At 46.4% G+C, this 26,650-nt stretch carries 25 protein-coding genes and 1 other RNA gene; 13 read left to right on the plus strand and 13 right to left on the minus strand.

Going from position 1 to position 26,650, the window contains the following annotated elements; all coding sequences use genetic code 11:
* The first annotated feature begins 26 nt into the window (after positions 1-26).
* Positions 27-572 (plus strand): prepilin-type N-terminal cleavage/methylation domain-containing protein, encoded by a 546-nt coding sequence (locus L4D12_RS05910; RefSeq protein ID WP_428446897.1) that lies wholly within the window; start codon positions 27-29, stop codon positions 570-572.
* A gap of 105 nt (positions 573-677) precedes the next feature.
* On the opposite strand, the gene L4D12_RS05915 is transcribed toward L4D12_RS05910, so the two are convergent.
* Together L4D12_RS05915 and hflX are read right to left on the minus strand one after the other, a co-directional pair.
* On the minus strand, positions 678-959 hold the full coding sequence (locus L4D12_RS05915; RefSeq protein WP_428446898.1) for a hypothetical protein: 282 nt from the start codon (positions 957-959) through the stop codon (positions 678-680).
* 96 nt (positions 960-1,055) lie between these two features.
* Positions 1,056-2,396 carry a GTPase HflX gene (hflX, locus tag L4D12_RS05920; protein ID WP_428446899.1) on the minus strand — a complete coding sequence of 447 codons (1,341 nt, stop codon included), beginning with the start codon at positions 2,394-2,396 and terminating at the stop codon, positions 1,056-1,058.
* Between the two features lie 338 nt (positions 2,397-2,734).
* Between hflX and L4D12_RS05925 the strand changes: the two genes are divergently transcribed.
* Positions 2,735-3,016, plus strand: a complete 282-nt coding sequence (locus L4D12_RS05925) for a hypothetical protein (protein ID WP_428446900.1) — start codon at positions 2,735-2,737, stop codon at positions 3,014-3,016.
* A 99-nt stretch (positions 3,017-3,115) separates the two neighbouring features.
* Here the strand turns inward: L4D12_RS05925 and L4D12_RS05930 are convergent, their stop codons facing one another.
* Positions 3,116-3,742, minus strand: coding sequence for a DUF305 domain-containing protein (locus L4D12_RS05930; RefSeq protein ID WP_428446901.1), 627 nt, complete (start codon positions 3,740-3,742; stop codon positions 3,116-3,118).
* 259 nt (positions 3,743-4,001) lie between these two features.
* Here L4D12_RS05930 and L4D12_RS05935 point away from each other — a divergent pair, with 259 nt between their 5' ends.
* The 3 genes from L4D12_RS05935 (at position 4,002) to L4D12_RS05945 (ending at position 8,871) form a co-directional block, all read left to right on the plus strand.
* Positions 4,002-5,138, plus strand: a complete 1,137-nt coding sequence (locus tag L4D12_RS05935; protein ID WP_428446902.1) for an efflux RND transporter periplasmic adaptor subunit — start codon at positions 4,002-4,004, stop codon at positions 5,136-5,138.
* 2 nt (positions 5,139-5,140) lie between these two features.
* The gene (locus L4D12_RS05940) at positions 5,141-8,290 is read left to right on the plus strand and encodes an efflux RND transporter permease subunit (protein WP_428446903.1); all 3,150 of its coding nucleotides are present in this window, start codon (positions 5,141-5,143) and stop codon (positions 8,288-8,290) included.
* Positions 8,291-8,421: 131 nt separating this feature from the next.
* Positions 8,422-8,871: a MarR family winged helix-turn-helix transcriptional regulator gene (locus L4D12_RS05945; protein WP_428446904.1), complete on the plus strand. Its 450-nt coding sequence runs from the start codon at positions 8,422-8,424 to the stop codon at positions 8,869-8,871.
* A gap of 176 nt (positions 8,872-9,047) precedes the next feature.
* Here L4D12_RS05945 and L4D12_RS05950 read toward each other — a convergent pair whose 3' ends face one another.
* Positions 9,048-9,299, minus strand: coding sequence for a hypothetical protein (locus L4D12_RS05950; protein WP_428446905.1), 252 nt, complete (start codon positions 9,297-9,299; stop codon positions 9,048-9,050).
* 649 nt (positions 9,300-9,948) lie between these two features.
* On the opposite strand from L4D12_RS05950, the gene L4D12_RS05955 reads away from it, so the two are divergent.
* The 3 genes from L4D12_RS05955 to L4D12_RS05965 all read left to right on the plus strand — a co-directional run bounded on the left by L4D12_RS05955 (position 9,949) and on the right by L4D12_RS05965 (position 12,388).
* Entirely contained in the window at positions 9,949-10,716 is a 768-nt protein-coding gene (locus tag L4D12_RS05955; RefSeq protein ID WP_428446906.1) for a M15 family metallopeptidase, read from the plus strand.
* On the plus strand, positions 10,716-11,183 hold the full coding sequence (locus L4D12_RS05960; RefSeq protein WP_428446907.1) for a hypothetical protein: 468 nt from the start codon (positions 10,716-10,718) through the stop codon (positions 11,181-11,183). The genes L4D12_RS05955 and L4D12_RS05960 overlap by 1 nt, the downstream gene beginning before the upstream one ends.
* A 653-nt stretch (positions 11,184-11,836) precedes the next feature.
* Entirely contained in the window at positions 11,837-12,388 is a 552-nt protein-coding gene (locus L4D12_RS05965) for an outer membrane protein (protein WP_428446908.1), read from the plus strand.
* A gap of 377 nt (positions 12,389-12,765) precedes the next feature.
* Here L4D12_RS05965 and ffs read toward each other — a convergent pair.
* Positions 12,766-12,862: signal recognition particle sRNA small type (gene ffs, locus L4D12_RS05970), an RNA gene on the minus strand.
* Positions 12,863-13,026: 164 nt separating this feature from the next.
* On the minus strand, positions 13,027-13,761 hold the full coding sequence (locus tag L4D12_RS05975; RefSeq protein ID WP_428446909.1) for a VP0952 family biofilm-associated protein: 735 nt from the start codon (positions 13,759-13,761) through the stop codon (positions 13,027-13,029).
* Between the two features lie 104 nt (positions 13,762-13,865).
* Here L4D12_RS05975 and L4D12_RS05980 point away from each other — a divergent pair, with 104 nt between their 5' ends.
* On the plus strand, positions 13,866-14,171 hold the full coding sequence (locus L4D12_RS05980; RefSeq protein ID WP_428446910.1) for an MGMT family protein: 306 nt from the start codon (positions 13,866-13,868) through the stop codon (positions 14,169-14,171).
* A gap of 29 nt (positions 14,172-14,200) precedes the next feature.
* Here L4D12_RS05980 and L4D12_RS05985 read toward each other — a convergent pair whose 3' ends face one another.
* Positions 14,201-14,620 (minus strand): YbaY family lipoprotein, encoded by a 420-nt coding sequence (locus L4D12_RS05985; protein ID WP_428446911.1) that lies wholly within the window; start codon positions 14,618-14,620, stop codon positions 14,201-14,203.
* A 143-nt stretch (positions 14,621-14,763) separates the two neighbouring features.
* Here L4D12_RS05985 and tesB point away from each other — a divergent pair, with 143 nt between their 5' ends.
* Positions 14,764-15,633 (plus strand): acyl-CoA thioesterase II, encoded by an 870-nt coding sequence (gene tesB / locus L4D12_RS05990; protein ID WP_428446912.1) that lies wholly within the window; start codon positions 14,764-14,766, stop codon positions 15,631-15,633.
* Positions 15,634-15,686: 53 nt separating this feature from the next.
* Here tesB and L4D12_RS05995 read toward each other — a convergent pair whose 3' ends face one another.
* The 3 genes from L4D12_RS05995 to L4D12_RS06005 form a co-directional block, all read right to left on the minus strand.
* Positions 15,687-17,486: an ABC transporter transmembrane domain-containing protein gene (locus tag L4D12_RS05995; protein WP_428446942.1), complete on the minus strand. Its 1,800-nt coding sequence runs from the start codon at positions 17,484-17,486 to the stop codon at positions 15,687-15,689.
* A gap of 23 nt (positions 17,487-17,509) precedes the next feature.
* Positions 17,510-19,249, minus strand: coding sequence for an ABC transporter transmembrane domain-containing protein (locus L4D12_RS06000; protein ID WP_428446913.1), 1,740 nt, complete (start codon positions 19,247-19,249; stop codon positions 17,510-17,512).
* 148 nt (positions 19,250-19,397) lie between these two features.
* Positions 19,398-19,859: an Lrp/AsnC family transcriptional regulator gene (locus tag L4D12_RS06005; RefSeq protein WP_428446914.1), complete on the minus strand. Its 462-nt coding sequence runs from the start codon at positions 19,857-19,859 to the stop codon at positions 19,398-19,400.
* Between the two features lie 367 nt (positions 19,860-20,226).
* Here L4D12_RS06005 and queC point away from each other — a divergent pair, with 367 nt between their 5' ends.
* Positions 20,227-20,925 (plus strand): 7-cyano-7-deazaguanine synthase QueC, encoded by a 699-nt coding sequence (queC, locus tag L4D12_RS06010; protein WP_428446915.1) that lies wholly within the window; start codon positions 20,227-20,229, stop codon positions 20,923-20,925.
* A 98-nt stretch (positions 20,926-21,023) separates the two neighbouring features.
* Here the strand turns inward: queC and prmB are convergent, their stop codons facing one another.
* Positions 21,024-21,956 (minus strand): 50S ribosomal protein L3 N(5)-glutamine methyltransferase, encoded by a 933-nt coding sequence (gene prmB, locus L4D12_RS06015; protein ID WP_428446916.1) that lies wholly within the window; start codon positions 21,954-21,956, stop codon positions 21,024-21,026.
* A 53-nt stretch (positions 21,957-22,009) separates the two neighbouring features.
* Here prmB and smrB point away from each other — a divergent pair, with 53 nt between their 5' ends.
* Complete coding sequence (gene smrB / locus L4D12_RS06020; protein ID WP_428446917.1) at positions 22,010-22,540, plus strand: endonuclease SmrB; 531 nt, start codon at positions 22,010-22,012, stop codon at positions 22,538-22,540.
* A 112-nt stretch (positions 22,541-22,652) separates the two neighbouring features.
* Here the strand turns inward: smrB and L4D12_RS06025 are convergent, their stop codons facing one another.
* Positions 22,653-23,012 carry a hypothetical protein gene (locus L4D12_RS06025; protein ID WP_428446918.1) on the minus strand — a complete coding sequence of 120 codons (360 nt, stop codon included), beginning with the start codon at positions 23,010-23,012 and terminating at the stop codon, positions 22,653-22,655.
* Between the two features lie 101 nt (positions 23,013-23,113).
* Positions 23,114-23,587, minus strand: coding sequence for a phosphohistidine phosphatase SixA (gene sixA / locus L4D12_RS06030; RefSeq protein ID WP_428446919.1), 474 nt, complete (start codon positions 23,585-23,587; stop codon positions 23,114-23,116).
* A 241-nt stretch (positions 23,588-23,828) separates the two neighbouring features.
* On the opposite strand from sixA, the gene L4D12_RS06035 reads away from it, so the two are divergent.
* A complete protein-coding gene (locus tag L4D12_RS06035; protein ID WP_428446920.1) occupies positions 23,829-26,594 on the plus strand; it encodes an insulinase family protein in 2,766 nt (921 codons plus the stop codon).
* Positions 26,595-26,650: the final 56 nt, after the last annotated feature.

Raw genomic sequence — 26,650 nt, forward strand, 5'->3', positions numbered from 1 at the left:
TGTTTTAACAACACCAGGAATTGGGTATGAAACACAAAATATGCGACCAATCAGCGTATAATAACAATCACGGCTTTACTCTTATAGAATTAATTACCGTTATTGTTATAATCGGTATTTTAGCCGCCATCTCTATTCCTATATATATCAATATCCCTGATGATGCCATCATTTCTGATCTGGATTTTATTGATGGTTCACTACAATCAGCTAACGAGCTAGTGTATGGAAAAGCGGTCATTAAAGGTATTCAAGACCAGGAATTTAGCCACTATAATAACGAGACAAAAGCAGAATTACTGATTAACAACAAGCAAGTCAGTCTCCACTTTGGCCATATCCAGCCAACCGCTTGGAATGTACGTACGCTGCTAGGACTCAGTAATGATGACTGGAATGTCATTGCAGCAGGCGGTGTGTTTGGCCCCGTTTATCTCGTCCCAAGAGGTGCACCCGGATTTGATAATGACACCATTACCGATATCATCAACAGCCAATGTTATATGGCTTATGGATTTAACAAAAAAGACTATGAGACTCCCTTTTACCAGATCATCAGTAAAGGGTGCTAAATAAGAAAGGCGCTTAATGAGCGCCTCACCCACCCTGTATATGTAAAGACACACTGAGAATAAGAAGGCGATAAAACATGTAAGTTTTATTTTATCGTCACCTTGTTAAATAATTGCAACGCCTTCGCGTTCAATAACACTATTCGCACCAGCGCGTTCAATTATTTTCACCAAAACAGATTGGATCGTCTCATCGTCTCGCACATCATTTTCACTTACGAATTTTTGCTCCTGAGGCTCAGTCCCCTCTTCTTGAATAAACCCGACGATCACTTCAGTTGCAAGTTCCGTTGTTTTCCCATAATAGGCAAGAGAGATCTGAGGATACCCTTTAAACCCTTTCTTCACTTGCTTTGCTATACGCTTTTTCGCTTTATCCACATTCATAACTGAATCCTTGTGGTGATCAATGTTTTACAATATCGAGCAATTCTACGTAAGCCATCATCGAAATGGAGACCGCTTTAGCCTCCTTATTCTGTATTATAAATTCAGCATCCGCTTTTTTAACCTTGCTAAATCAATCGCGCTTGAGCGTACCGTGAGTTTAATATGATCATATTCATATTCTTCTTTCGTAATACTCATGCTCGAGCGAATTTCACCGATAATACCTTTCGCAGTATACGGCACAATGATCTCATCTTCGATCATATCGTGCTCAGCAACGCTGACGATGTATTTGTGCAGCGCCTTGATATCAAGTGGGTTGCGCGTTGACATCATCATAGCATCAGGAAATTCGTCCATCAGTGCTTGTTGTTGCTCTGGGCTCAGTTGATCGGACTTATTCAATACCAATTGCTTTTTGACCCCGTCTACGCCCACCTCTTCCAAGACCTCGTGTACCACCTCAAGTTGTGAGCGGAAAGACGGATCCGCGGCATCAACCACATACAACAATAAGGAAGCATCATGCGCTTCGGCCAAGGTGGAATGGAATGAAGCCACTAAGTCGTGCGGTAATTTTTTAATAAACCCGACAGTATCTGACACTAAGATCCGAGGTTGAGTGATCGGCTGTAACGCACGCACGGTGGTATCCAGCGTCGCGAACAGTTTATTTTCACCGACGACATCACTTCCTGTAATGGCGCGCATCATCGATGATTTACCCGCATTGGTATACCCTACCAAGGCAACAGAAAAAAGCTCAGAACGTTGAGTACGCCGACCTTTCATTTCATCTTGCACACTCACCAACTCGCGGCGAAGTTCTGCCAGTTGGTCGCGGACTTTACGGCGGTCAAGCTCTAGCGTGGTTTCACCCGCTCCTTTACCCATCTGACGTTCTTTATTACCACTGGTGGACTCTCTCAATCGTGGTGCTAAATAATTAAGGCGAGCAATTTCAACCTGTAACCGTGCAGTTCGGGTACGTGCGTGGCGGCTGAAGATCTCAATGATAATCCCGGTACGATCAAACACCTCAACGCCTAATTGATTCTCGACATTACGCAATTGTGATGGGCTTAAATCGCAATCAAACACCACCACATCAGCACAGGCAAACGGCAGGTTTTCTGAGGGGATATCGGTAAATTCCATCTCATCAAATAAGTCTTCTGCGTCAATTTCTTCTTCAATCGTCCCTTGGTTACCCGTCAGGCGTGCAATTTCAGCCAGCTTTCCGACCCCCAGCACATTCATCTTCTGAGTCGAACTGAGCTTTTGCGACTGCGTACCAACCACTTTAAACCCGAGGGTCGTCACGAGGCGAGCCAACTCTGCCAGAGATTCTGTTGCCTCATCGCCTTTAAACTGCGGCGTGCAAATAGAAATAAGTAATGCGTGATTAAGTGATGCTTTTGCCGTTATTTGCATAATTTCTCATGTAACTGCACCCGAGTGCAGCCCAATTTATATCGAAAGTGGTTTAATCCTACGCTGTTACCGGTGAGTTTTATAGGGTAAAAGCATGCTAAATAATGAGGCTCAGCGTTCCCTCGTTATCATCCAGAAAATAGGAATAGCTTTTAGATCAAACAGGTGATTAATGTCATCGCAATCGTCTAGGTGTCTGGTAACATACTGTGCTGTCTGATTTCGTTATGGCTAATACCCAAGCAACCTCAATATGCTCGTTTCAGCGAGAATGTCTTGGCGGCTAATCAAGCAGAGATTTGTAAACAGAGTGGTTCTTGAATATAGAAGGTTTAACAATGCTTAAATTCATTGCAGGATGGGTTCATGTATTATTGTGGTTGAAGACAACTCTCTCACCAATGCTTATTGGTTTCACTATGGCCATGATTATTTGTATTGTTCGTGATGATATTAATATTTATCTCATAGCCAGTTTTTCTGGAATCGGATTGGTAATAGGGATTGCTTGGGCGGAAAAAACTCGGAGAACTATTGGTTTATCCAAATTTCATGGCCGACTAATTGGTCACCCTGAAATTGATGGATCAAAAACAAACATTAAACAGCATGACGAATAATGTTCGGACATTATTTGGATATATACCCAAGTTGCATCATTCTGAACCGCCCTGCACACCGGCAGCAAACCGAGTACAGGAACGGAACATTGGCGGGGCTTATGATGCTTGCTTAGCCAACCACGCTTTCATGAAAGCCACTTCATGTTGTTGCGCTTTGATAATGTTTGCAGCATACGTTTTAATCTGCTGATCTTTCAGGTATGGCATCACCACTTCCGCCATCTTAATGGCCGCTTCGTGGTGGGGGATCATCCCTTCAACAAAATCCACATTCGGATTACCCGTTAGCTTCACTGTCGACATACCATGCATCACCTCCATTGATTGAGTCATCATTGCTTGTGACGCTTTCATATCCACATCTTTTGGATTAATGGTTTTATGATCCGCCAGCCATTGCTTCATGAACGCCACTTCTTCTTTTTGACTTTTGATGATGTTTTCCGCCAGTTGCTTGATTTGCGGATCAGTCAAAGACGGCAAGATCTTCTCACTCATCACAATGGCCCCTTCGTGATGTGGGAGCATCCCCGCCACAAAGTCGTACGACGGCACACCCGTTAACTTCAGGGTGTGCATGCCATGCATCGCGGCCATAGAATCAGTCATCATCGTTTGGGATGCCGCCAAACTGTTATGGCTGTCAGAATGAGTGTCGTGGGCAAATACTGCTGACGATGACAGTAATGCAGCAATAAGAAGGGATAGGCTGACTTTTTTCATTATAAAAATCTCACTGTTTCTGGATTGCCAGAACATTAAAGTATCCAGTAAGTGGAAGGTCAAGGCAGTATTTTATCAACTTATCAATAATAGACAGTACAGTGCCTGCATACGCAGACAGTCAGCGGTCTTTGCGCTTGTTTTGTAAAGAAGTGTAAGGGTGTTGCATGTACAACACTCTTTGCAATTATTATAACGTCTAAGTATGGGTGACTTTTTATTGGGTCATTTTGTTTTCGTTATAAACGAGAGAGTTTTCATGATACGTAGAACCACGCTATCTCTTTTGATCGCGTCGAGCCTTTTTTTGGTCGGATGTGAGCAAAACGAACAGGGACAAGCCCCAAGTGGTCCCGCCCCGACACCGGAAGTGACGGTAATGACCGTAGAACCTGTTCGTCAAACACTAACGGTTGAGCTGCCCGGGCGCAGCCGTGCTTATATGGAAGCCGAAGTGCGTCCGCAGGTCACGGGCATTATTGCGGAACGTCACTTTATCGAAGGTGGCGTCGTCAAAAAAGGTCAATCGTTGTACCAAATTGATGATTCAACGATCCAAGCTGAACTATTAAGTGCAGAAGCCGAATTGATCCGCGCGCAAGCCGCTGAAGAGTCAACCCACGCTACCGTCAAACGTTTCCGCACCTTGATCTCGAAAAAGTCGATCAGCCAGCAAGATCTCGACAACGCAGAAGCCGCTTACAAAGAAGCAAAAGCACAAGTGCTTGTGGCCAAAGCGAAGATCAACACCGCGAAAATCAATCTGTCTTATGCAAAAGTGGAAGCACCGATCAGTGGTGTGATCAGCAAGTCAAACGTAACAGCGGGTGCGTTGGTGACCGCCAACCAAGCCGCCACGCTGACCACGATTCAGCAGCTTGATCCGATCAATGTCGATATCGTGCAATCCTCTGCACAGTTACTGCGTTTAAAAGCCGCGATGTCGCAAGGTCACCTGCAAAAAGATGAATCTGCCCAAGTCACACTGACCCTTGAAGACGGTTCAACATACGCCCATAAAGGTGCCCTGAAGTTCACCGAAGTCAACGTCGATGAAAGCACTGGCAGCGTCACACTCCGTGCGGAATTTGCCAACCCAGACAGCTTATTGCTACCGGGAATGTTCGTCCGTGCCACCGTCACGGTGGGTGTGGATCCGCACGCAATTCTGATCCCACAAAACATCATTAGCCGTGATGCGACAGGTAAAGCCTCTGTCATGATGGTGGGTGCAGACAGCAAAGTGTCTGTCCGCCCTGTTACCACGGCAGAAGCGATCAACAACCAATGGCGTATTACTGATGGCCTGAAAGCCGGTGACAAAGTGATCACCACCGGCCTGCAGATGGTGCGTCCGGGTAGCGCTGTCACAATTCAACCCGGTGAGCAGGCATAATCATGGCACGATTTTTTATTGATCGTCCGGTCTTTGCTTGGGTACTGGCAATCCTGACGATGTTGGCGGGCATCATGTCCTTGTTCAACTTACCAGTGTCGCAATACCCGACCATTTCACCGACCACGATCACGATTAATGCCCGTTACCCGGGTGCATCTGCGAAAACAGTAGAAGACTCGGTAACACAGGTTATCGAGCAAAACATGACCGGTCTGGACTACCTGCGTTACCTCAACGCCAGCAGTGATGCGTTTGGTAACGCCACCATCACGCTGACGTTTGACAGCGAAGCCGATCCGGATATTGCCCAGGTTCAGGTGCAGAACAAACTGCAATTGGCGATGACCTCACTGCCAATGGAAGTACAAAGCCAGGGCATCATCGTCAACAAAGCCAACAGCTCCTTCTTGATGGTGGTCGCGGTTTATTCTGAAAACCCGGAGTTCACCGAAAATGACATCGGTGACTTCGTTGTCACCAATATTCAAGATCCGATCAGCCGCATTAGTGGTGTAGGTCAGGTGCAAGCGTTTGGTGCGCAATACGCCATGCGTGTTTGGCTGGATCCGTTCAAACTGACCCAGTTCAACCTCACCGCGCTTGATGTGGCTAACGCTATTCGTGAGCAAAACGCGCAAGTGTCTTCTGGGCAGTTGGGGGCCGCACCCGCACAAAAAGGCCAGTTGCTCAACGCAACCATCTCTTCGGCCAGCCGTTTAACCAGTGTGGCAGAGTTCAGAAATATCATTCTGAAATCAGAAGCGAATGGTTCAAACGTGTACCTGAAAGATGTGGCGAATGTTGAACGCGGTGCAGAAAGCTACGATATTAAAGGCCAGTACAACGGCTTCCCTGCCGCTGGTTTGGGGATCTCGCTGGGCACTGGGGCAAACGCACTGGAAACAGCTGAAGCAGTAAAAACGCGTCTGGCACAGATCAGCGAAACCTTCCCTGAAGGATTGAAGATCGCCTACCCGTTTGAAACCACGCCATTTGTTGAAGCATCGATTACCGAAGTGGTCAAAACTCTGCTCGAAGCGGTGTTGCTGGTCTTTATGATCATGTACCTGTTCTTGCAAAACTTCCGTGCGACGCTAATTCCGACGATTGCGGTACCGGTGGTCTTGCTCGGCACGTTTGCGGTCTTGTATGCAACTGGCTTTAGCGTTAACACCCTCACCATGTTTGCGATGGTACTGGCCATCGGCTTGCTGGTGGATGATGCGATCGTGGTGGTTGAGAACGTCGAACGTGTGATGCACGAAGATGGCCTTGAACCCAAAGAAGCCACCAAAAAATCAATGGGACAGATCACTGGCGCACTGATCGGGGTCGGTCTGACACTGTCAGCGGTATTCGTACCGATGGCATTCATGTCAGGCTCAACCGGTGTGATCTACCGTCAGTTCTCTATCACTATCGTGGCGGCGATGACGCTGTCGGTATTGGTGGCGATCATCCTAACCCCCGCCCTTTGTGCAACGTTATTGAAGAAAAGTGACGCCGAATTTGGTGAGAAGACCGGCTTCTTTGGTTGGTTCAACCGTAAGTTCGACGCAATGACCGCAGGCTACGAAGCAGGCGTGGCGAAAATGCTCAAGCGTACTGGCCGAATGCTATTGCTATTCCTCGCCATGAGTGCTGGTACGGGGTGGTTATTCATGAATCTGCCAACCTCATTCCTGCCGGATGAAGATCAGGGCACGATATTCTCGATGGCCATCTTACCGCCGACCTCAACCCAAGAGCAGACCGGAAAGACGCTGGATAAAATCCGTACCTATTTCTTAGAACAAGAAAAAGACAACGTGGAATCAGTATTCTCGGTTGCGGGCTTTAGCTTTGCCGGCCAAGGTCAAAACATGGGTATGGCGTTCATCGGCTTGAAAGACTGGTCTGAACGTGAAGCACCCGGTTCCGACGCTGCCTCACTGACAGGGCGTGCCATGGGGTACTTCTCAACGATTAAAGAAGCAATGGTGTTTGCCTTTGCGCCACCGGCGATTCCTGAATTGGGTAACGCGACCGGTTTTGACTTCTACCTCCAAGACTCGCTGGGCTTAGGTCATGAGGCATTAGTCGGCGCGCAATACCAGCTGTTAGGGATGGCCGCGCAAAACCCGAAACTGGTAGGTGTACGACCTAACGGTCAGGCGGATGCGCCGATGTACCAAGTGAATATCGACCACAGTAAGCTGCGCGCTCTGGGTGTCAGTATCAATGATGTCAACCAGATCCTGTCATCGGCATGGGGTGGTGCTTACATCAACGATTACATTGATCGTGGCCGAGTGAAAAAAGTTCTGATGCAAAGTGATTCTGCACACCGCATGCAGCCGGAAGATTTTGACTCATGGTATGTGCGCAATGCACAAGGTGAAATGGTACCTTTCTCTGCCTTCGCCACTGGCGAGTGGAGTTATGGTTCGCCGCTACTACAGCGTTTCAACGGCCTGCCAGCGATGAATATCCAAGGTGGCGCCGCTCCGGGTGTGAGTACGGGTGAAGCCATGGCAGAAATCGAAGCGATGGTGAAGCAGCTTCCTGCTGGTTTCACGGTAAACTGGAACGGTATTTCCTACGAGGAACGTCTGTCTGGTAACCAAGCGCCGACCCTTTACGCTCTCTCGATACTGGTTGTCTTTTTAGTCCTTGCTGCCTTGTATGAGAGCTGGTCAGTCCCACTGGCGGTGGTGCTTGTAGTACCGCTTGGCGTACTGGGCGCGGTACTGGCAGTCATGAGCCGCGGTATGGATAACGACGTGTTCTTCCAAGTAAGCTTATTGACCACCGTTGGCCTTGCAACCAAAAACGCCATCCTTATCGTGGAATTTGCCAAAGAGTACTACGAAAAAGGTGCAGGGTTGATTGAAGCAACGTTACACGCTGTACGTGTGCGTCTTCGTCCAATCATCATGACCTCACTGGCGTTTGGTCTGGGTGTTGTGCCGCTAGCCATCAGTTCGGGCGTAGGCTCTGCCGGTCAAAATGCGGTCGGTACTGGTGTGCTGGGCGGTATGGTGAGTGCGACCTTGCTGGGGATCTTCTTCGTCCCTGTGTTCTTTGTGGTGGTTGAACGTCTGTTCGACCGTCACAGCAAGAAAAAAGACCAAGTCAAGTCAGTCGATTCGGCACCATTAGCCGACTAAGACGTCACGCTTGAGACTTCGCCAATAAGGCTGAGTTATACTACCGTCATGTAATACGAAAAAAGAGCGCTGCAGCTTTCAGCGCTCTTTCTTTTTGTATCCATAAAGAAACACAGAACAAGTAGGCCAAGATGAAAGAACAAAAAATTTCGCCCATTTCAGCGTTGGATCAAAGCCCAATGTATGTGTGTAGTGTTATGCAGCGTATGTATCGCAACCGCGCACTGGTTGAACTATCGGATCCACACCAGATGACATTGGAAATGGCGAGCGCATTAGCGGCCTTAGAAGAGTTTCAACCGATGAGCCAGCAGGAGTTGGCCGATGCGGTCATGACCGAGCGTAGCGTAGCCAAACGCATGGTCGATAACTTAGAAAAGCGTGGCTTCGTCCAAGTATCCAAATGTAAAAGCAACCACAGACTCAAAATGCTGTCACTCACGCCAGACGGAACCACAGCGCTGCAATATGCTCATCAAACGATGACAAACTTACAGAATGACTTCTTCGCTTGCTTATCTGAACAGGAATCTCAAGCGTTCACCCGCTTAGTGAGAAAGCTGACGCAAGCCAATATTTAGTGGCGACACAACGCGACACACATGATAATACGGGTATAGGTTAAACTCACTTGCGTTTTCCTTGCCCTTGGCATGATTGATGGCTCCCGAATTCATCCATGTAAAAGACAGCCTTAAACATAGGGCAAGAAAGTACAAAGGTATAGGTGTCTGCCTTGATTATTCGTTTTATTTTATTAATCTAAAGCACGCTTAATAATAATCTGATTAGGAAAATGTTTTTCAATTTGATTAACAATATAAGATGAAGTTCCTTGCTTAACATCTCCAATAGGCGCTTCAGTGGCAATTTCAATGGTTACACCAAATTCATGAGCGCGAGCTTCAAATGCATCGAAGACTTCTTTTTCTTGTTTAGTGAGCTTAGTCAGGTCTTTACCTTCTAACTCTAGCATCTGATCCAATAGCCATTTATCTTGTGGTGACATTATATTGTCCTCATTGCAAATACTTGCTACGACTCTACTCCTTTCATTCATAAAATCTAGGCGACTTTACTTGCAAACAATCAACCTTTAATTTCAAATTTAAACGTCTAAATTAAATAGACTACTGATTTAATGAGTTAACGAGCAACACAGAGCTTTACCCGATGGTTAGCCGAAAAAGATAGGATAAATGTGATTGATCAGGCGGCGTTTAACCGTCGCCGACTGGCACGACCTGTCTCATTCACCAATAAAAAATTGTCCATAAATACAAAGTGTACCCTCTTAGATACGAAGGTCGTTCCACCCAGCCAGGGCTGGGTTCATAGTAATACGGAGTACCGTTCAAGCTTACTTGCTTGCATTAGCCTTGTCTTGATATGACCAACGCATCCCTTACTCATCAATGTAACAAGACACTTAGAGCACAGGGCAAGAAAGTACAAAAATGTGGGATCATGACTTCCTGTAATTTGTTTCTGCTAACAATTAAAAAAAATCTTGCGATTATCTACTCAAACATTCACTGCTATTTACAAAAAATACATATATTTTAGTGAATAATCTCCCAACCATTATTATAGCTTATAGGAAATTCCCCTATATTCACTTAACTTTAATCAACTTTTTATTATCAAGAGCATATACTGTGAGTAATGTGAAAATTATCAAATCAGTTGGCATTGGTGGTGTAAACACTTATGACGATATAAAAACAATTCAAATTAATCTAAATAAAGTCCTTAATCTCATCACACCAACAAAGCGACTAAGTGAAGATGGTAAACTTGGGCGTTTTCCAGAAAAATCAAAAACCGTTGCTGCAATTAAAATTTTTCAAAAAAAAGTACTCAATATGGTCCGCCCAGATGGGCGTATTGATCCAAATGGTAAGACAATCAAAAAATTAAATAATTGTATTTTAGAGAAGAAAGCCAACTCATCTGCTAAAGTAAAAATAATCGAACCGGCTAAAATAGAAAAAAATTCAGCACTAACATGGGATGTCCATACAAATAGACGTATTTTGACTCTACATCCTTATGTTAAAGCACCTGCAGCATCATTTATTAATACAGTTGAAAATGAGCTTGGTATCACGTTACGAATTACACAAGCACGAAGAACTATAGAGGAGCAAAATGCACTATATGCACAGGGTCGAACCACTGATGGTAATAAAGTTACAAAAGTAAAGGGTGGATATAGCTTCCACAATTATGGCTTAGCTATAGATATTGTTGAAATTAAAGATAAAAATGCAAACTGGAACCCAGATTGGAAGGCTATTGCTAAAATTGGTATTCGCCATGGCTTTGAGTGGGGTGGAAATTGGAAAACCTTTATTGATAAACCTCACTTTCAAATGACATTTGGTCTATCCATTCAACAACTACTCAATGGAGAACGACCATAATGAGCGCCTTTATCAGGGTGGTTTTCGTAATCTTATTTACAATAATCCCTATAAACCAAGCTATAGCTTTAGATACACCTAACTGTAATTACAAAATGTTAAGTAATCAAATCAACATTGACATTACAAAACTAACATCAATCGAAAAGCCTTCCTTAGAAGAGTCAACAGAAGGAGGTCTAGTCACTGAGTACTGGAATAAAGATAAATTAAAGAAAATTACAGTTGATTATTTTGGAGAAACTGGAAAATCTGAAATATCTTATTACCCAAAAGATGGCAATTATTTTGTTAATTTAAAAAATACATACTATACATCTCCTATTTATGATAAATCATCTGATGTCGCTTCAGTGAGTGAGTTCAAGTTCATAATTTGCAATGAGAAAAATCCGAATTACCCAAATAGCTCAGAACTCAACACAGAATACAATAGAGCCATATACATATTAAAAAACATAAAATAACATAATCCCCCTAAAACTATAAGAGGGGGATTAAAAACTCCAAGCTAAAATGGATTAATATGTAGTAATATGTTTATATAATTAGCCTCAACTGTGAACAAACATTAAACTCACCCTAAAACATATTAAAAACACATCTCTTTATTTGCAATATTTCACATCTTCATAATACATTCTGTATCATTGGTTTATTTCATCGTTCTTCTCAAACAAAGTACAGTTATTTGACAATTTATACAAATTGCTTGCATGACAATAACAGGATAGCCAGTGAAAGAATATAAATGCGATTGATCAGGCGGCGTTTAACCGTCGCCGACTGGCACTTACCCCGTAAGCACGCTGCTGACCAATATGATGGTGGTACTCAAGTAGTAAATGCGCCTTACCAATCGTACCCGAAAATTTTCGCTCTAAATGGCGCGTTAATTCGAGCCGGTTCTCTTCTGCCAGGCCTAGACGGGAGACAATATTACGCGCATTGTCTGAAATAGCTCCTTTCTTGCCTGTTTTTGTTTTCCCAATAACTCTGCATAGCTACCCGGATATCCAATAAGAATAACGGACAGACTAGGTACTTATGCAATCGCTTTTCATAGTTAGTTAATAGGAGTATGATCTCAACGGTAATATTTTGATTTAATGGACAAAAAATGAAAGCCGTCAACTTATCGATATCAATGGGACTGTTAGTTATCAGTGGTTATACTTTTGCTGCTGATAATATCTATATTGGCGCAGATGCCGCCATCAGCAACACCACAAAATTAGAATATAAAGATCTATCCATTGATGAGACTAACGATTTAGGTGCAAATTTATTTGCTGGGTATAATTTTGACATCAATTCAAGCTTCAATCTAGGGATCGAGGCTGAATACAGAAAATTTGGCGAGACTAGCTATTCTGATGGTATAAAAGGTGACGGACAAGCATTCTATATCAATGCCAGACCAAAATTTATAGATAATGGGAATAACTTATATTCTGCCTTTATTCTTGGCATTGGTCATTTATCTGTAGATACGACTGGATTCAATGAATCTTATTCTGATTCAAAAATAGCGTATCAAGTCGGCGTTGAAGCTGGATATATGATCAAGAATGTTGATATCGCCATTGGATATCGCTATCAAATTGCTGATTTCGATGGTGTCGATATGTCCGTTCATGGTGTTACTGCTGGGGTTCGTTATAACTTTTAATATACTCCACGTTAAATAGAAGAAAAGAAGTCGCTTCGGCGACCTCTTTTAATACGCATGATTGAATATTATTGTGCCGTAATTTAGTACCTCAAAGTCAATCTTCGATTGGCCCAATTACAATTACCTTGATTGATTAAGGCAAACTTCACTTTCACGATTATTCGGGCTATAAAGCATCGCGGTGAATGCACAAGCATTACAGCTTAGATAAAGTAAACAGAGAAAATCACACACAAACAGCGATCGAAATGGCGCTTGTTACGATAACTAAAATGAAACATGAAAATAGAGAGAACTGAACTATACTTTGAAAAAGTATTGGTGATAAGACTATGATTTTAGTGAGAATTCATAAACGCCAGATGGGTGGAAGCCCCCACCAGCCACATCCCGGCACACACGACGCCTGCTGCGGTTGCTCCCTTCCGGGCCTGGCCGAGTTCACAGGTTAGTGTTGCGGGAGGACCAATGGGGGCCTCCATAGATTCTTTGTGTCTCTTGCGAGAACGAGAGCGATTATCCGTCAAGGCTGATGAGATTGCAAGGCTTCTTAACCTTAGTGATGACTGACTGCCGATTTATTACCCAACCCTTTGGTGGATTAAGTATTTATCACCAACAAAGCTGCCTGCTCGTTAAACCTCTTCTTCTAAATCTTCAAGTAAGTATTCGCCAAGCAAAGCACCGCCCAGTATCAATAACCATGCGACCAGTATAGGGCTGGGCACCTCTAGCCATGGAATAACCACCAACGTTGCAAAACCGACTGCAGGCAAAATCCAGAGCATTCGGGTTACCCATTCTTGCATTTTTTTCTTCTGCATTTCTTGGACAGTGGCGATCAACCCGGTGACGCATAAGGCAACCAATGCAGCATGCTCCATACCACCAACCCACAGGGGTACCACTAAAAATATTGGCCACCACGTGTTCCCTTCTACCAAACGCCAACTTCGTACCGCTATCCAGATGATGCCGACAGCGATGATTTGCACGATGGTATAACTTGGGCTTCCTGCTAACTTACCTTCACTCTGCAGGGCCATTAAACCGACATCCATGGCCAGCACAATAGCCACCAGTAATGCCCCCAACTGCCAAGTACCTTTTGACGAGAAACTCACGGCAAAAACAGGTAGCATCATAAAAATACTGATGGACAGAGCAATGGGCTGTTCTGGTAACACAAAGCCGTAAGAGCCAAGCCCAATTAAGAGCAACCAAGCAGATACGCCACCTTGAGGTAACAACCATAAGGCGGGAATGGCAAGGGCCAGAGCGGGTAAGTCTCCTTGACTCTGCCCTAATGCACTGACACCAATAATGGTTAATGCAATACTGGCCATAACAAGTAACGCGGCATACAACATGGCAGCACCTCCTTGCGTTAACTGATAATCACTAAATAAATCAAAGCACTAATCTGTCATGCTTAATGAGTTAAACGGGTGTTTTTCTAAAGGTAATTATAAATATGGATGATTTTTGCAGTCAAATCTATAGCCAAATACACCAAATTCCGTATGGAAAAGTCTCAACCTACGGTGATATAGCAAAATGGGCCGGATTTCCAGGCTATGCACGACAGGTTGGGCGGCTAATGGCAACCCTGCCTGAAGGTTCCACGTTGCCTTGGCACCGGGTGATCAACGCAAAAGGCGAAATATCATTAACAGGAGAAGGATTACAACGCCAGCGAAGTAAATTAATTGCTGAAGGTGTTGATGTCACCGCGGCAGGAAAAGTAAAACTAAAAATGTATCAGTGGGATGGCCGGTGAGCAGCCATCCCGTAACCCAGTGTGTACGCTTACTGTACTTTGACCAACAGTAGGTTTTGCTGTTGGCTCTTGGCTGGATCGGTCAATACACGGTAAGCCGTATCGGTAATAAACATCAACTTATCACCCACTTCAATGCGTGCACTCACGGTGTAAGTATGGCTAGGGATGATCTCATCGCGGGTGAAATTCAATGCGTAATGAAATGGCACCGACTTTCCTTCAGCCAAGAAAACTTGACGGCTGATCACTTCTGCTGGGGCATCCATTTTTGAAACATCCGCTAAGGTGACCGTAATTCGGGCATTATCTGGCAGCGCAATACGCTCTCGATAGGTTAAGGTACCAGTCACTTGTTCTAGATCAGCCCCCGGCTGACCAAGGTTTGTACACGCTGAAATGATCAACGCAGCAGCCAATGCTGTAATCAGTGCAAAAACCTTTTTCATTTTATCTCCCGTTACTTGCCTGTTATTTTAGAGTGTGATCAACACTTGAACTAATAATTAAACTAGCTGATTATCCGTTTACCGCTAAAGAAACTAGCAATATCCCCATATTGCGTAATGATAACATTATTTTTGGAGTTCCGATGAGCAAAGAACTGAATGAGCTTCTCACTCTGCTAGATCTCGAGCAGCTTGATCAAGGATTATTCCGCGGTCAAAGTGAGCACTTAGGTTTGCCACAAGTTTATGGCGGTCAAGTGTTAGGCCAGGCCTTATCGGCAGCTAAAAATACAGTCAGCGAAGATCGTCAAGTTCACTCTTTTCACAGTTATTTTCTGCGCCCTGGTGATCCACACCAACCTATCGACTACGATGTTGAAAACCTGCGTGATGGCGTAAGCTTCAGCACTCGACGGGTTAAAGCAATGCAATTTGGTAGGCCTATTTTCTACCTCACCGCTTCTTACCAGATAGAAGAAGAAGGCTTTAATCATCAGGCAACCATGCCTGAGGTTCCCTCGTTCGACAGCTTACTGTCTGAGCAAGCACTGATCCAAAAGATGGCCCAAGGACTGCCTAAAATGGTGGTTGATACCTTCGGCCGAACTCGCCCAATTGAAGTGCGTCCGGTTGATCCGGTGAATCCCCTCGCCCCTGAACTGAAACCGGCCAAACAGTACCTTTGGATAAAGGCCACGGGGACGATGCCTGATGATCCGCGGATCCACCAATATTTATTGGCTTATGCCTCTGACTGGGGATTTTTAACCACCGCGATGAAGCCGCATGGGATCAGCATTATGACTCCGAGAATGAAGGTGGCAACCATTGACCACTCGATGTGGTTCCACCGTCCGTTCCGGATGGATGAATGGTTGCTTTATGCCATCGATAGCCCATCAGCCAGTGGCGCTCGAGGGTTTGTACGAGGAGAGATCTATAACCAACAAGGTGAACTGGTCGCTTCTGCGGTACAGGAAGGCCTGATGCGCCGCGCCAAAAGAAAAGGCTAAACCATTCTGTTTGAGGCGGCATTCAATGCCGCCTCATTGTTATACACTTACTATTAGGAATTCAGCCCTTCGGCTTCGAGCTGCTGCAAATGATCACCCACCCGCTGCAGCTGATACATCTGCCAATAATGTCCTTTTTCCGCCAGCAGCTGCAGATGACTACCTCGCTCTAATACTTTGCCGTGACTTAGCACCAAAATCTCATCGGCATCGATGATGGTTGATAGACGGTGAGCGATCACAACGATGCTCATGTCTTCCCGCAATGTATCCAGAGCCCGCTGAATATGTCGCTCGGTACCCGAGTCGATATTGGCAGTTGCTTCATCGAGGATCAGTATTTTTGGTTTGGCGACCAGTACACGAGCCAGTGCCAACAACTGCTTCTGTCCAGCAGACAGGTTCACACCACCGCCCCCCAATAAGGTATCCAGACCATTACCATACGCCCTGACCTGTTCGGCTAAACCGACCTTTTCCAGCGCCAGCCAGAGCGCATCATCATCAGCCGGTTGCCCCGCTCCTGCCACACGCTGGCTATCAGAATGACGTCCAAGGGTAATGTTATCTCGCACTGAGGCGCTGAGAATGTGGGGATCTTGCTGCACCATGGCAATTCCACGTCGCAGCACAGAATGAGACAAACTCGGTAACGTTCGATCATCAAGCAGGATCTCGCCACGGCCTAATGGATAGAACCCCATCATTAACGATGCCAGAGTACTCTTTCCACTACCCGTATGACCAACCAGAGCCAGAAACCCACGGTGCGGTAATATAACGTCAATGTCTTCCAATACCGGCTGTGAACCATCGTAGCTAAAATTCAGGTTACGGCACTCCAACTTACCCGTGGCTAACGGCTGATTATCATTCCCATAGTTCTGCTGACGGGCATCAATGAAACCAAAAATACGCTCACTGGCCACCAGCGCCTGCTGAAGCAAGGAGAGTTGCTGGGTCAGTTCGATTAACGGCTCGGTGACCCGCCCCAGATAGCTAATAAACGCATAGAGCACCCCGACACCAATCAGCTCGGTACCCGTGACACCGAATAAGGCCACCAACGAAACCAAAGCCACACCCGCCAAAAAATCGATCAATGGTCGGAGCAAAAAGCTATTAAGGGAAATCACACTCCGCTGGGCCTGCAAATGCGCATCAGTCAAGGAGGAAAACTGGTGATAGAACGCTTTTTCCTGACGCATAAGCTGCACTAGGCTCATCCCCTGAATTGACTCACTCATTGAGGCATTGATGTCAGCAAGCAGATCGCGCATTTTCCGATATGCCGCTGAACTCTTACGCTGATACAACACCATGATCCCAATTACGATAGGCAATAAAACCAGTACCACTAAGGTTAAACGCCAACTCAACAAACTCATGACTATGACCATCACCACAATCAAGGTGACGTTCTTGAGTACGGTGCCGATCACCTGAACATAAAAATCTTTAAGCGATTCCGTGTCATTGGTGATCCGTGAAATAAGCTTACCCGACGGCATGTAGTCAAATGCGGATAATGGCTGATTTATGATCTTATCAAACAGCTGTTTACGCACTGTTTGCACCACCCCAATGGCAATCTCGTTAAAACGCAGCGCCTGCAGGTAGCGAAACCATGCTGTTGCTATCATCAATAAGATATATGTCACCGCCAAGCTACCCACGGTGTAAGCCGGATAGTGATTTTGGGCAATATTGTTATCGATGAAATGCTGGATCAACCACGGGCCAGAAACATCGGCGATAGATGCCAACAGTAATAACCCAATCGCGAGGGCCAGTTTGCGTTTATCCGCCAGCGCATAACTCAGCAAGCGCTTGATCACGGCTTTATTATTGATATGGTGCTCTGTCTGATCAGCCATTACGCGCCCTCGATAGCCCGTTCCAGTTTCTGATAGCGGTACATTTCGGCGTACCAATTATCTTCTTTAAGCAATTGGGCATGATTACCTTGCTCGGCCACCCTTCCCTGCTGCAGAACAATAATGTTGTCGGCCTGTTCCAGCGCCGTCAGGCGGTGGGCAATAATGATCACGGTACGTCCTTGTTGTTGCCGTAAATTCGTCAGGATCAGGTGCTCAGTCTTACCGTCTACGGCTGACAGGGCATCATCCAATACCAATATTTCCGCATCCAGCAACAGGGCTCGTGCTATCGCCATACGCTGTTTTTGTCCGCCTGACAGGGTGATCCCCTTTTCGCCGACAAGAGTTTGATATCCGAGAGGAAACTGTATGATATCACTGTCAATACAAGCGGCTACTGCCGCCGCCCGGATCGCGTCCATCGTCGCATCAGGCTTACCCAGCGCGATGTTATCTGCGATAGAACGGGAAAATAAAAATGGGGCTTGGCTGACGACAGCAAAACGGCTGCGCCAGTGATCTAATTCAGCCTCACGCAGTACCGTATGACCGTAACGAATATGGCCCTGCTCCAGTTCATGCTGGCGTAGTAACAGAGCCAGCAACGTCGACTTACCACTGCCAATGGGTCCGGCTAACCCCAACATCTGGCCACTGGTCAGTTGAAAATGCACATCCGATAATGCCGGAACAGATTGCCCCTGCCAGCAGAACTGTTCGATAGCCACCTGCAACGGTTGCTGATGCAAATCAAGCGGCTTATCGCCGCTGACAATCTCCGGCTTCTGGTCAAAAATATGCTGCAACCGATTCCAGGCCGCCGAACCTCGCTCAAGAATATTGAATAACCATGCCATCGCCAGCATCGGCCAAATCATCAACCCCTGATACAAGGTAAAAGCAGTCAAATCGCCAAGGGTTAGTTGCCCTTGAGCGACCATATACCCACCTCCCGCAATACTGAGGAAAAATGACAGCCCAATCGCCACTTGGATCACCGGATCAAACTTGGCATCGACCTGTGCCACTGCAAGATTTTTCTCACCCACGTGATCCACCACCTCGGCAAAATCCTGTTGCTGGCGACGCTCTAGGCCAAAGGCGCGGATCATTCGCACCCCATTGAGACTTTCTTGGGTTTTGTCGGTCAGATCAGAAAATGCTGCCTGCGATGCCGAAAAACGGCCATGTAACTGACGGCCGAGAAAAAAGACCGCAATCGCCATTAATGGCATGGGTGCCAAGGCCAGCAGGGTCAGCTCCCAGCTGATAAACGTGGTCATGACCAGTAACACCGCAGTACCAGTGATCACCGAATCGGCAGCGGTCAGTACGCCTTCACCAGCTGTCATCATCACGGCATTCACGTCATTGGTTGAACGTGCCATCAGATCGCCAGTTTTGTAGCGTTCAAAAAAGATCGGGGGCTGAGACGAGAAATGTTTATATAGCCGATTACGCAGGACGGTGCCTAGCTCGTAGGCCGCACCAAATAACCAGCAACGCCAGAGAATGCGCAGAAAATAAACGACAAACCAGATAGTGACAAGGCTAGCCAGCCAGAACAACATGGTCGACAAGGACATGTCGCCACTGACGACACCATCGACGATCCAACCAATCGCACGAGGCGGCAGCAGTTCAAACAGGGATACCAAAATCAGAATAGCAATGGCCCCCCCATAGCGACGCCATTGCTGTTGAAAATACCATTTTAGCTGCCAAAAAACCTGCATTAGCACCGTCTCCCTACGACTGTTAACCCTGTATAAGCATAAGTCGCATTATGAAGACATTACCCACTGAAGATCAATCACTTAAATAGCGCAATTGCGTATTCAGCAGATAGTGCTATTTTTTATTTTTCGCCTGCTCACACCGTTCCTAGACTGGCAGTGCGGTGGTGTATTTCAGGGGCTCCATGGCAAACGTCGAGGTGACGTTGGTAAGCCCTTCAATACTGTTGACCAACTTCTTATAGAACAAGTCAAACGCAGACATATCGGCCACCTGCACTTTCATCATATAGTCGTATTCACCCGCCATTCGGTAGAACTCCATCACTTCCGGAAAATCAGCAGCCGTTTCAACAAACTTGTGATACCACTCTTTAGAATGGTTACTGGTTTTTATCTGCACAAAGGCAGTAAAAGACAGTCCTAGCTTCACCGGATCCAACAAGGCTACACGCTGGCGTAAAATGCCATTCTCTTCAAGCCGCTTCAAACGCTTCCAGCATGGTGTGGTGGTTAAGTTTACCGCGTCTGCCAGCTCTGCCAACGCCAAGGTGCCATCTTGCTGTAACAACCGTAATAACGTCCGATCGGTTTTATCCAGCTCAGCCATTGCATTACCCTTATTTATAGAACCAGAGAATTATTTCCTCTATTTTATGCTATATAAAGAAAGCTAGGTAACACAATTCACTCAACCACCACACTCGTATAGCCAACGTGCTACAGGTGTCACATTCCGCTGTCTTTCTTGGTACCGCCTAGGTATATCTTGCTGTTTTTTTTCAGGGTGTGGCCATGACAGTACTTTTCTCTTTTCCAGCACTGCGGTAGCATGGCGCGGCCAATAGAAAACCTGCTATTGGCCTATCTTATACAGATAAGATATATATCCAGAGGCCTCTCGATGCACTCTTGAACTAACTGGGTATCACCCTACCGACTGTTTTTCGGTACGATAACAATCAAGGAAATAAACCATGCGCAAAGCCGTAGTTGTTTTTAGTGGCGGCCAAGACTCCACGACCTGCCTGATCCAAGCCATTGCCCATTATGACGAAGTTCACTGTATCACCTTCGATTACGGCCAGCGCCATAAGCTGGAAATTGAAGTGGCGGAATCCATTTGTAAAACACTGGGTGTTACTGCGCACAAAGTAATGGATGTGGGTCTGTTGAACGAACTGGCTATCAGCTCACTCACCCGCGACAGTATCCCGGTATCGCATGAACTGCAGGAAAATGGCCTGCCTAACTCCTTTGTTCCTGGCCGCAACATTTTGTTCCTGACTCTGGCGGGAATTTACGCCTATCAAATTGGCGCTGAATCGGTGATCACGGGTGTCTGTGAAACGGATTTCTCCGGCTACCCGGACTGCCGAGACGCATTTGTAAAATCACTGAATCAATCTCTAGTTTTGGGGATGGATCGTTCATTCAAGATTGAAACCCCACTGATGTGGCTGAATAAAGCTGAAACCTGGGCGTTGGCCGATCAATATGGTCAGCTCGATTTCGTACGTGAGCACACCCTGACCTGTTATAACGGTGTGATCGGCGATGGCTGTGGTGATTGCCCATCATGCGACTTACGCAAAGCCGGACTTGATAGCTACCTTGCCAATCAGGCGGCCATCATGGCGGAACTGACGCATAAGCAGCAAACGGGTAAAGCGTAACAGGTTACAACAAGCCGTTTGCTAAGCACCGTTAACCAGATGACAAGACAAAAAAACCGAAGCCTAGGCTTCGGTTTTTTTATTTGAAAAAGATAAAATTAATCGCGGTATAGCGCGAATTCATCTTTACAGTCAATCAGCTGCTCACGGGTTAGCATGAATACGCCATGGCCACCGTTTTCGAACTCAATCCAGGTAAACGGAATATTCGGGTACTGCTCTTCCATGTGGATCATCGAGTTGCCGACTTCACAAATCAGTACACCATCGTCTGTCAGGTAATCTGGTGCATTAGCCAGAATACGACGAACTAGCTTCAAGCCATCGGTACCTGCCGCTAAACCTAGCTCGGGTTCATGACGGAATTCGTCTGGCAGGCTGTCCATGTCTTCCTGATCAACGTACGGTGGGTTCGTCACGATCAGATCGTACTTATCCTTTGGTACATCACGCAGCAGATCTGAACGCAGCGGAGTTACCTGCTGCTCCAGACCGTGATCCTGAATATTCATCTCAGCAACCGCTAGCGCGTCTACCGAAATATCAACCACATCAACTTCCGCTTCTGGGAATGCATAAGCACAAGCAATACCAATACAGCCAGAACCGGTACAAAGATCCATGATGCGGGTTGGACGCTCTTTCAGAAACGGTTCAAAGAAGTTATCAATCAACTCTGCGATCGGAGAGCGAGGTACAAGTACGCGCTCATCAACGAAAAATTCAAGACCGCAGAACCATGCTTTGTTGGTCAGGTATGCCACTGGTGTGCGTTCGTTAATACGACGGATCACACGCTCAACAATACGCTGACGCTCGCTGCCAAGTAGGCGAGAATTACGCACGTCCGCTGGAACATCTAGTGGGAGGTACAGGGTTGGCAATACAAGCTGTACCGCTTCATCCCACGCATTATCAGTGCCGTGACCATAAAATAGACCGGCAGCATTGAAACGGCTAACCGTCCAACGTAGCATGTCCTGCAATGTAGAAAGTTCGTTGACGGCTTCGTCGACAAAAATCTTATCCAAAATAGACTCCGAATGGCGCTACAATACCGCTATAAAGTTGTTGGAATTTCACTATGAGCAAAAAAGTTTTTACCCTGGATGATGATCTAACACTTTTCCAGGAAGCGGTTAAGGGTGCAAAAAAGATCACCAATGATACCATAATCACGCCGCGCCAACAGAGTACAAAGAAGGATAAGCCTAAACTCTCAGCAAAAGAAGCTGATAATCATGAGTTTTACTTCTCTGATGAATTCGAACCACACCTGAATGAAACGGGCCCGACACAATATGCTCGTACAGGTGTGTCTAAGTATGAGGTAAAAAAACTGCGTCGTGGGGTATATGTGCCAGACATGCATCTTGATATGCACGGTATGACTCAACGAGAAGCAAAACGTGAACTCGCCGCCATGATTGCAGCCTGTATTAAGGAAAATATCGCCTGTTGCTGTGTAATGCATGGCATTGGCAAGCATATTTTGAAGCAGAAAGCCCCACTATGGCTGGCACAGCATCCGGATGTGATGGCCTTTCACCAAGCGCCGCTAGAATTTGGTGGTGCCGGTGCCTTGCTGGTTCTGCTGGATATTCCGGAAAGATAAAGTCGAGGGTCGAGGGTCGAGGGTCGAGGGTCGAGGGTCGAGGGTCATGCTTGCGTAACGGCAAAACCCTGTCAAGCTCTTACTCGTAACGAGTCCCTACTACCTCGCCCCATCAATAGTCATAACGCGCTAATGCACCGACATTGACGACTTGCCCTTCAACGATCAAAGTCACTTCACCATTATCACAGATCTGCATGCGTGTTTTAACGGCCTGCTCACTGTAATAGTGCTCACAGTTACCATTACGGGCACTGTCAATCCGAGAAAAAATGGTAATGCCCGCCTGGCTAAATAAGCTTTGTGGCGCAGCAAATGTCAATGTACTGCCTGAAGTAGAGATATGCATCTCTTCATTAATGCCATTGGCCCACTTGATTGCACCATTGGCACTAATGCGTGGTGACAAAGGCGCTTGGACACATCCAGCGAGTAATGCGGCGCTAAAAATGAGTGCTAACTTTGCTTTCATCGAAATATCTATTGCTGAAGTAGTTCTTGAAGATATCGACATCCCCAGACAAAACCTTAATATTTTATCATCTCCAGTCTGTCCGGGGCGCAATAATGGGATCAACCTTCCGGATTTGCCTGCCAAAGCAGTTCACAGGATCCACTTTCGGGCTGGTAGTCGAGAGCAGCAATCGATGAGGTGATAAACATGGGGGCCTGCAGGCCGGGTACCAGTTCAGCCGTGAGGTAGCCAACCAAAGGTAGGTGCGAAATGACCAGCAATGTTTCTGGCTGTTCCGTGGCAATAACCGCCTTAATATAAGCGGCAACATTTTCGGCATCACCATAAGGGGTAATATCATCAACCGTCACTAGCTGCTTCGGCGCAGGAAGATCGCTTGCCATCGCCTGCCACGTTTGCTGCGCCCGTAAATACGGGCTAACCCAGACCATATCTAGACCATTGTGTAGCTGGTGTACTAATTGACTCGCCATCTGTTGTGACAGCGCTTGTCCTCTCTCAGTCAATGGTCGCTCTGCATCACTGGCGGCAAAGTTATGAGCTTCACCATGACGCATAATATAAATTCGCATAATTTTTCCAATATCACGAGTAGATATCCCCACCCTTTCACATCTTCATGCGACGGTAAGGTGCTGGGCTATGCTAGCAAGATCATCAGCCTGAAAACAGGTATTCGTCACACTCTGTTACTTTTCCGTGACCGTTGTAGAATATGTACTGTAAAGCGAACGCTAAGCTCACTCTCAGTCCTGCATATTGAGGTAACTTAGGTATAATTAATTTACTTTCCTTTGAAAATAGGCGCTTCCTGTGCATACAAGTCCCAATGACCCTAAGCAGTATCGGTATATTACTCTTGCCAATGCACTGAAAGTACTGCTGGTACACGATGCTGACGCCCCCCGTTCAGCCGCAGCGCTGTCAGTCAATGTCGGCCATTTTGATGATCCGAAAGACCGTCAGGGTATGGCGCATTTCCTTGAACATATGCTTTTCTTGGGCACCGAAAAATACCCGAAGGTCGGAGAGTTCCAAACTTTTATCAACCAAAGCGGTGGCAGCAACAATGCTTGGACAGGCACAGAAAATACCACCTATTTTTTTGAAGTAAGTCCTCATGCGTTTAGCGAAGGGCTGGATCGCTTTGGTCAGTTTTTTACTGCCCCACTGTTCAATGAAGAAGCGGTTGATAAAGAACGCAACGCGGTCGATTCTGAATACAAGCTCAAACTTAAAGACGATGTCCGTCGTCTGTATCAAGTGCACAAAGAAACTGTCAATCCAGATCATCCCTTTGCTAAATTCTCAGTGGGAGATCTAACAACGCTCGAGGATCGCCATGAACACCCCGTTCGTGATGAACTCATCGCCTTTTACCAGACCCATTATTCAGCGAATCTCATGGGGCTGGTGTTACTTGGACCACAGTCACTCGATGAACTGGAAGCTTACGCTGAGACATTCTTTAAAGGGATCCCTAACAGCCACAAGGCTAAGCCTGCAATCCCGGTTCCCTTGGTGACCGAGCGCGAAAAACGCCAATTTATTACCATTGACCCAATCAAAGAAGTGCGCAAACTCACGCTGTCTTTTACCCTGCCAGCCACTGATGAATATTACCGCCAAAAACCCCTCTCCTACATTGCTAACCTGCTGGGTAACGAAGGCAGTGGCAGCCTGATGGCTAGACTCAAAAAACAAGGTTTCATCAATTCTTTGGCCGCCGGTGGCGGGGTAAATGGCAGTAATTTCCGTGAATTTACCATCAGCCTCAACTTGACGCCTAAAGGGCTAGATAACATTGATGACATTGTTGCCTCTACATTCCAGTACATCGCGCTGATCCGCGATCAGGGGTTTGCCGAATGGCGTTATGAAGAAAAACGCTCAGTACTGGAAATGGCGTTCCGCTATCAAGAGAAAAGCCGACCTCTTGATACTGTTAGCTATCTGGTCATGAACTTGCTCCACTATGAGCCGGATGACATTGTCTATGGCGATTACATGATGCTCGGGTATAACGAGCCACTGATCCGACAATTTCTCGATATGCTGACGCCTGATAACATGCGTCTGGTGCTGGTCGCACAAGATCAAGCCTATAATCACATCGCCAGCTGGTACCATACCCCTTATGGCATCACCCCGTTTACCGAGCAACAGCTTGAACTTTGGCGATCACCGGGTCACGATCCTGAGCTCACGTTGCCACATAAAAACCCGTACCTCTGCGACAAGCTCGATCCCCTTCCGCTGGCGGCCGATGCTGAACAGCCGCCTCAATTGATCCAAGAGTTGCCCGGGTTCCGGCTATGGTTTAAACAAGAGCATGAATTTCGGGTACCGAAAGGGATTGTCTATGTCGCCATTGATAGCCCTCATGCGGTCAGTACACCACGTAATATCGTCAAGACCCGACTTTGTGTCGAAATGCTCTTAGATGCGATCAATGAATCCGCCTACCCGGCTGAAATCGCGGGTATGTCCTACAACCTGTATGCTCACCAGGGAGGGGTAACCCTGCAGCTCTCCGGGTTCAGTGAGAAACAGCCGCTATTGCTCGATTTATTGCTAACACGCTTTGCTAATCGTGAGTTTAACCCTGACCGTTTTGAGAACATTAAGGCACAAATGCTGCGTCACTGGCGCAACGCTGCCAAAGATAAGCCCATATCCCAGCTCTTTAATGAATTAACCGGGGTTCTTCAGCCTAACAATCCACCATACCCGGTGCTGATTGAAGCGCTGGAATCTATCGAAGTCGATGAACTCCCAGCCTTTGTCTCGGCCATGTTTGCTGAACTGCACATTGATACCTTTATCTATGGTAACTGGCTAAAAGAAGATGCATTAGCGCTGGCGGAAACCCTAAAGAACGCTTTTCGAGTCAGCGAACAGCTCTATGGTGAAGCCCAGCGTCCACTAGTCCACCTCAATCATTCTGGTACATTAAGCCATGAGATCAGCTGTAACCATGCGGACTCTGCGTTGCTGATGTATTACCAATCACGGCAAACGACACCAAGAAAAATCGCCATTTACACCTTGGCAAACCATCTGATGTCGACCACTTTTTTTCATGAACTGCGCACTCGTCAGCAACTCGGATATATGGTCGGTACCGCAAACTTGCCCCTTAACCGTCATCCGGGACTGATCTTGTATATTCAGTCTCCCGTGGCCGCACCCAGTCAGCTGCTGGAGGCCATTGATGAATTTACCAATGCCTTCGCACTGGTATTACTCGAGCTCAATGAAGCGCAGTGGGAGGCCAGCAAACAAGGACTAATAGCTCAAATTTCCGAGCCCGATACCAACCTCCGCGCCCGAGCTCAACGCTACTGGGTTAGCATTGGCAACAAGGATACCGAGTTTAACCAACGGCAAAAAGTGCTTGAAGCGCTAACGTCGCTTAGTCGGGCTAACATGGTGAAATTCATTGTTGATATCGTCAAACCTCGTACGGCTGACCGTATTGTCATGTCTTGCCAAGGGCAAGCCCACAGCAATCAGGCCCCACTCCAGATCGGTAAACCGATTGGCTCGATTACTGAATTCCAACGCAACGCTTACTAAATACCCGTCACGGGTTAACCATCCACAATAACAACGGGGCCTGTCATTCGACAGGC

The organism is Photobacterium nomapromontoriensis, from assembly GCF_050336815.1.
Lineage (GTDB): Bacteria > Pseudomonadota > Gammaproteobacteria > Enterobacterales > Vibrionaceae > Photobacterium > Photobacterium nomapromontoriensis.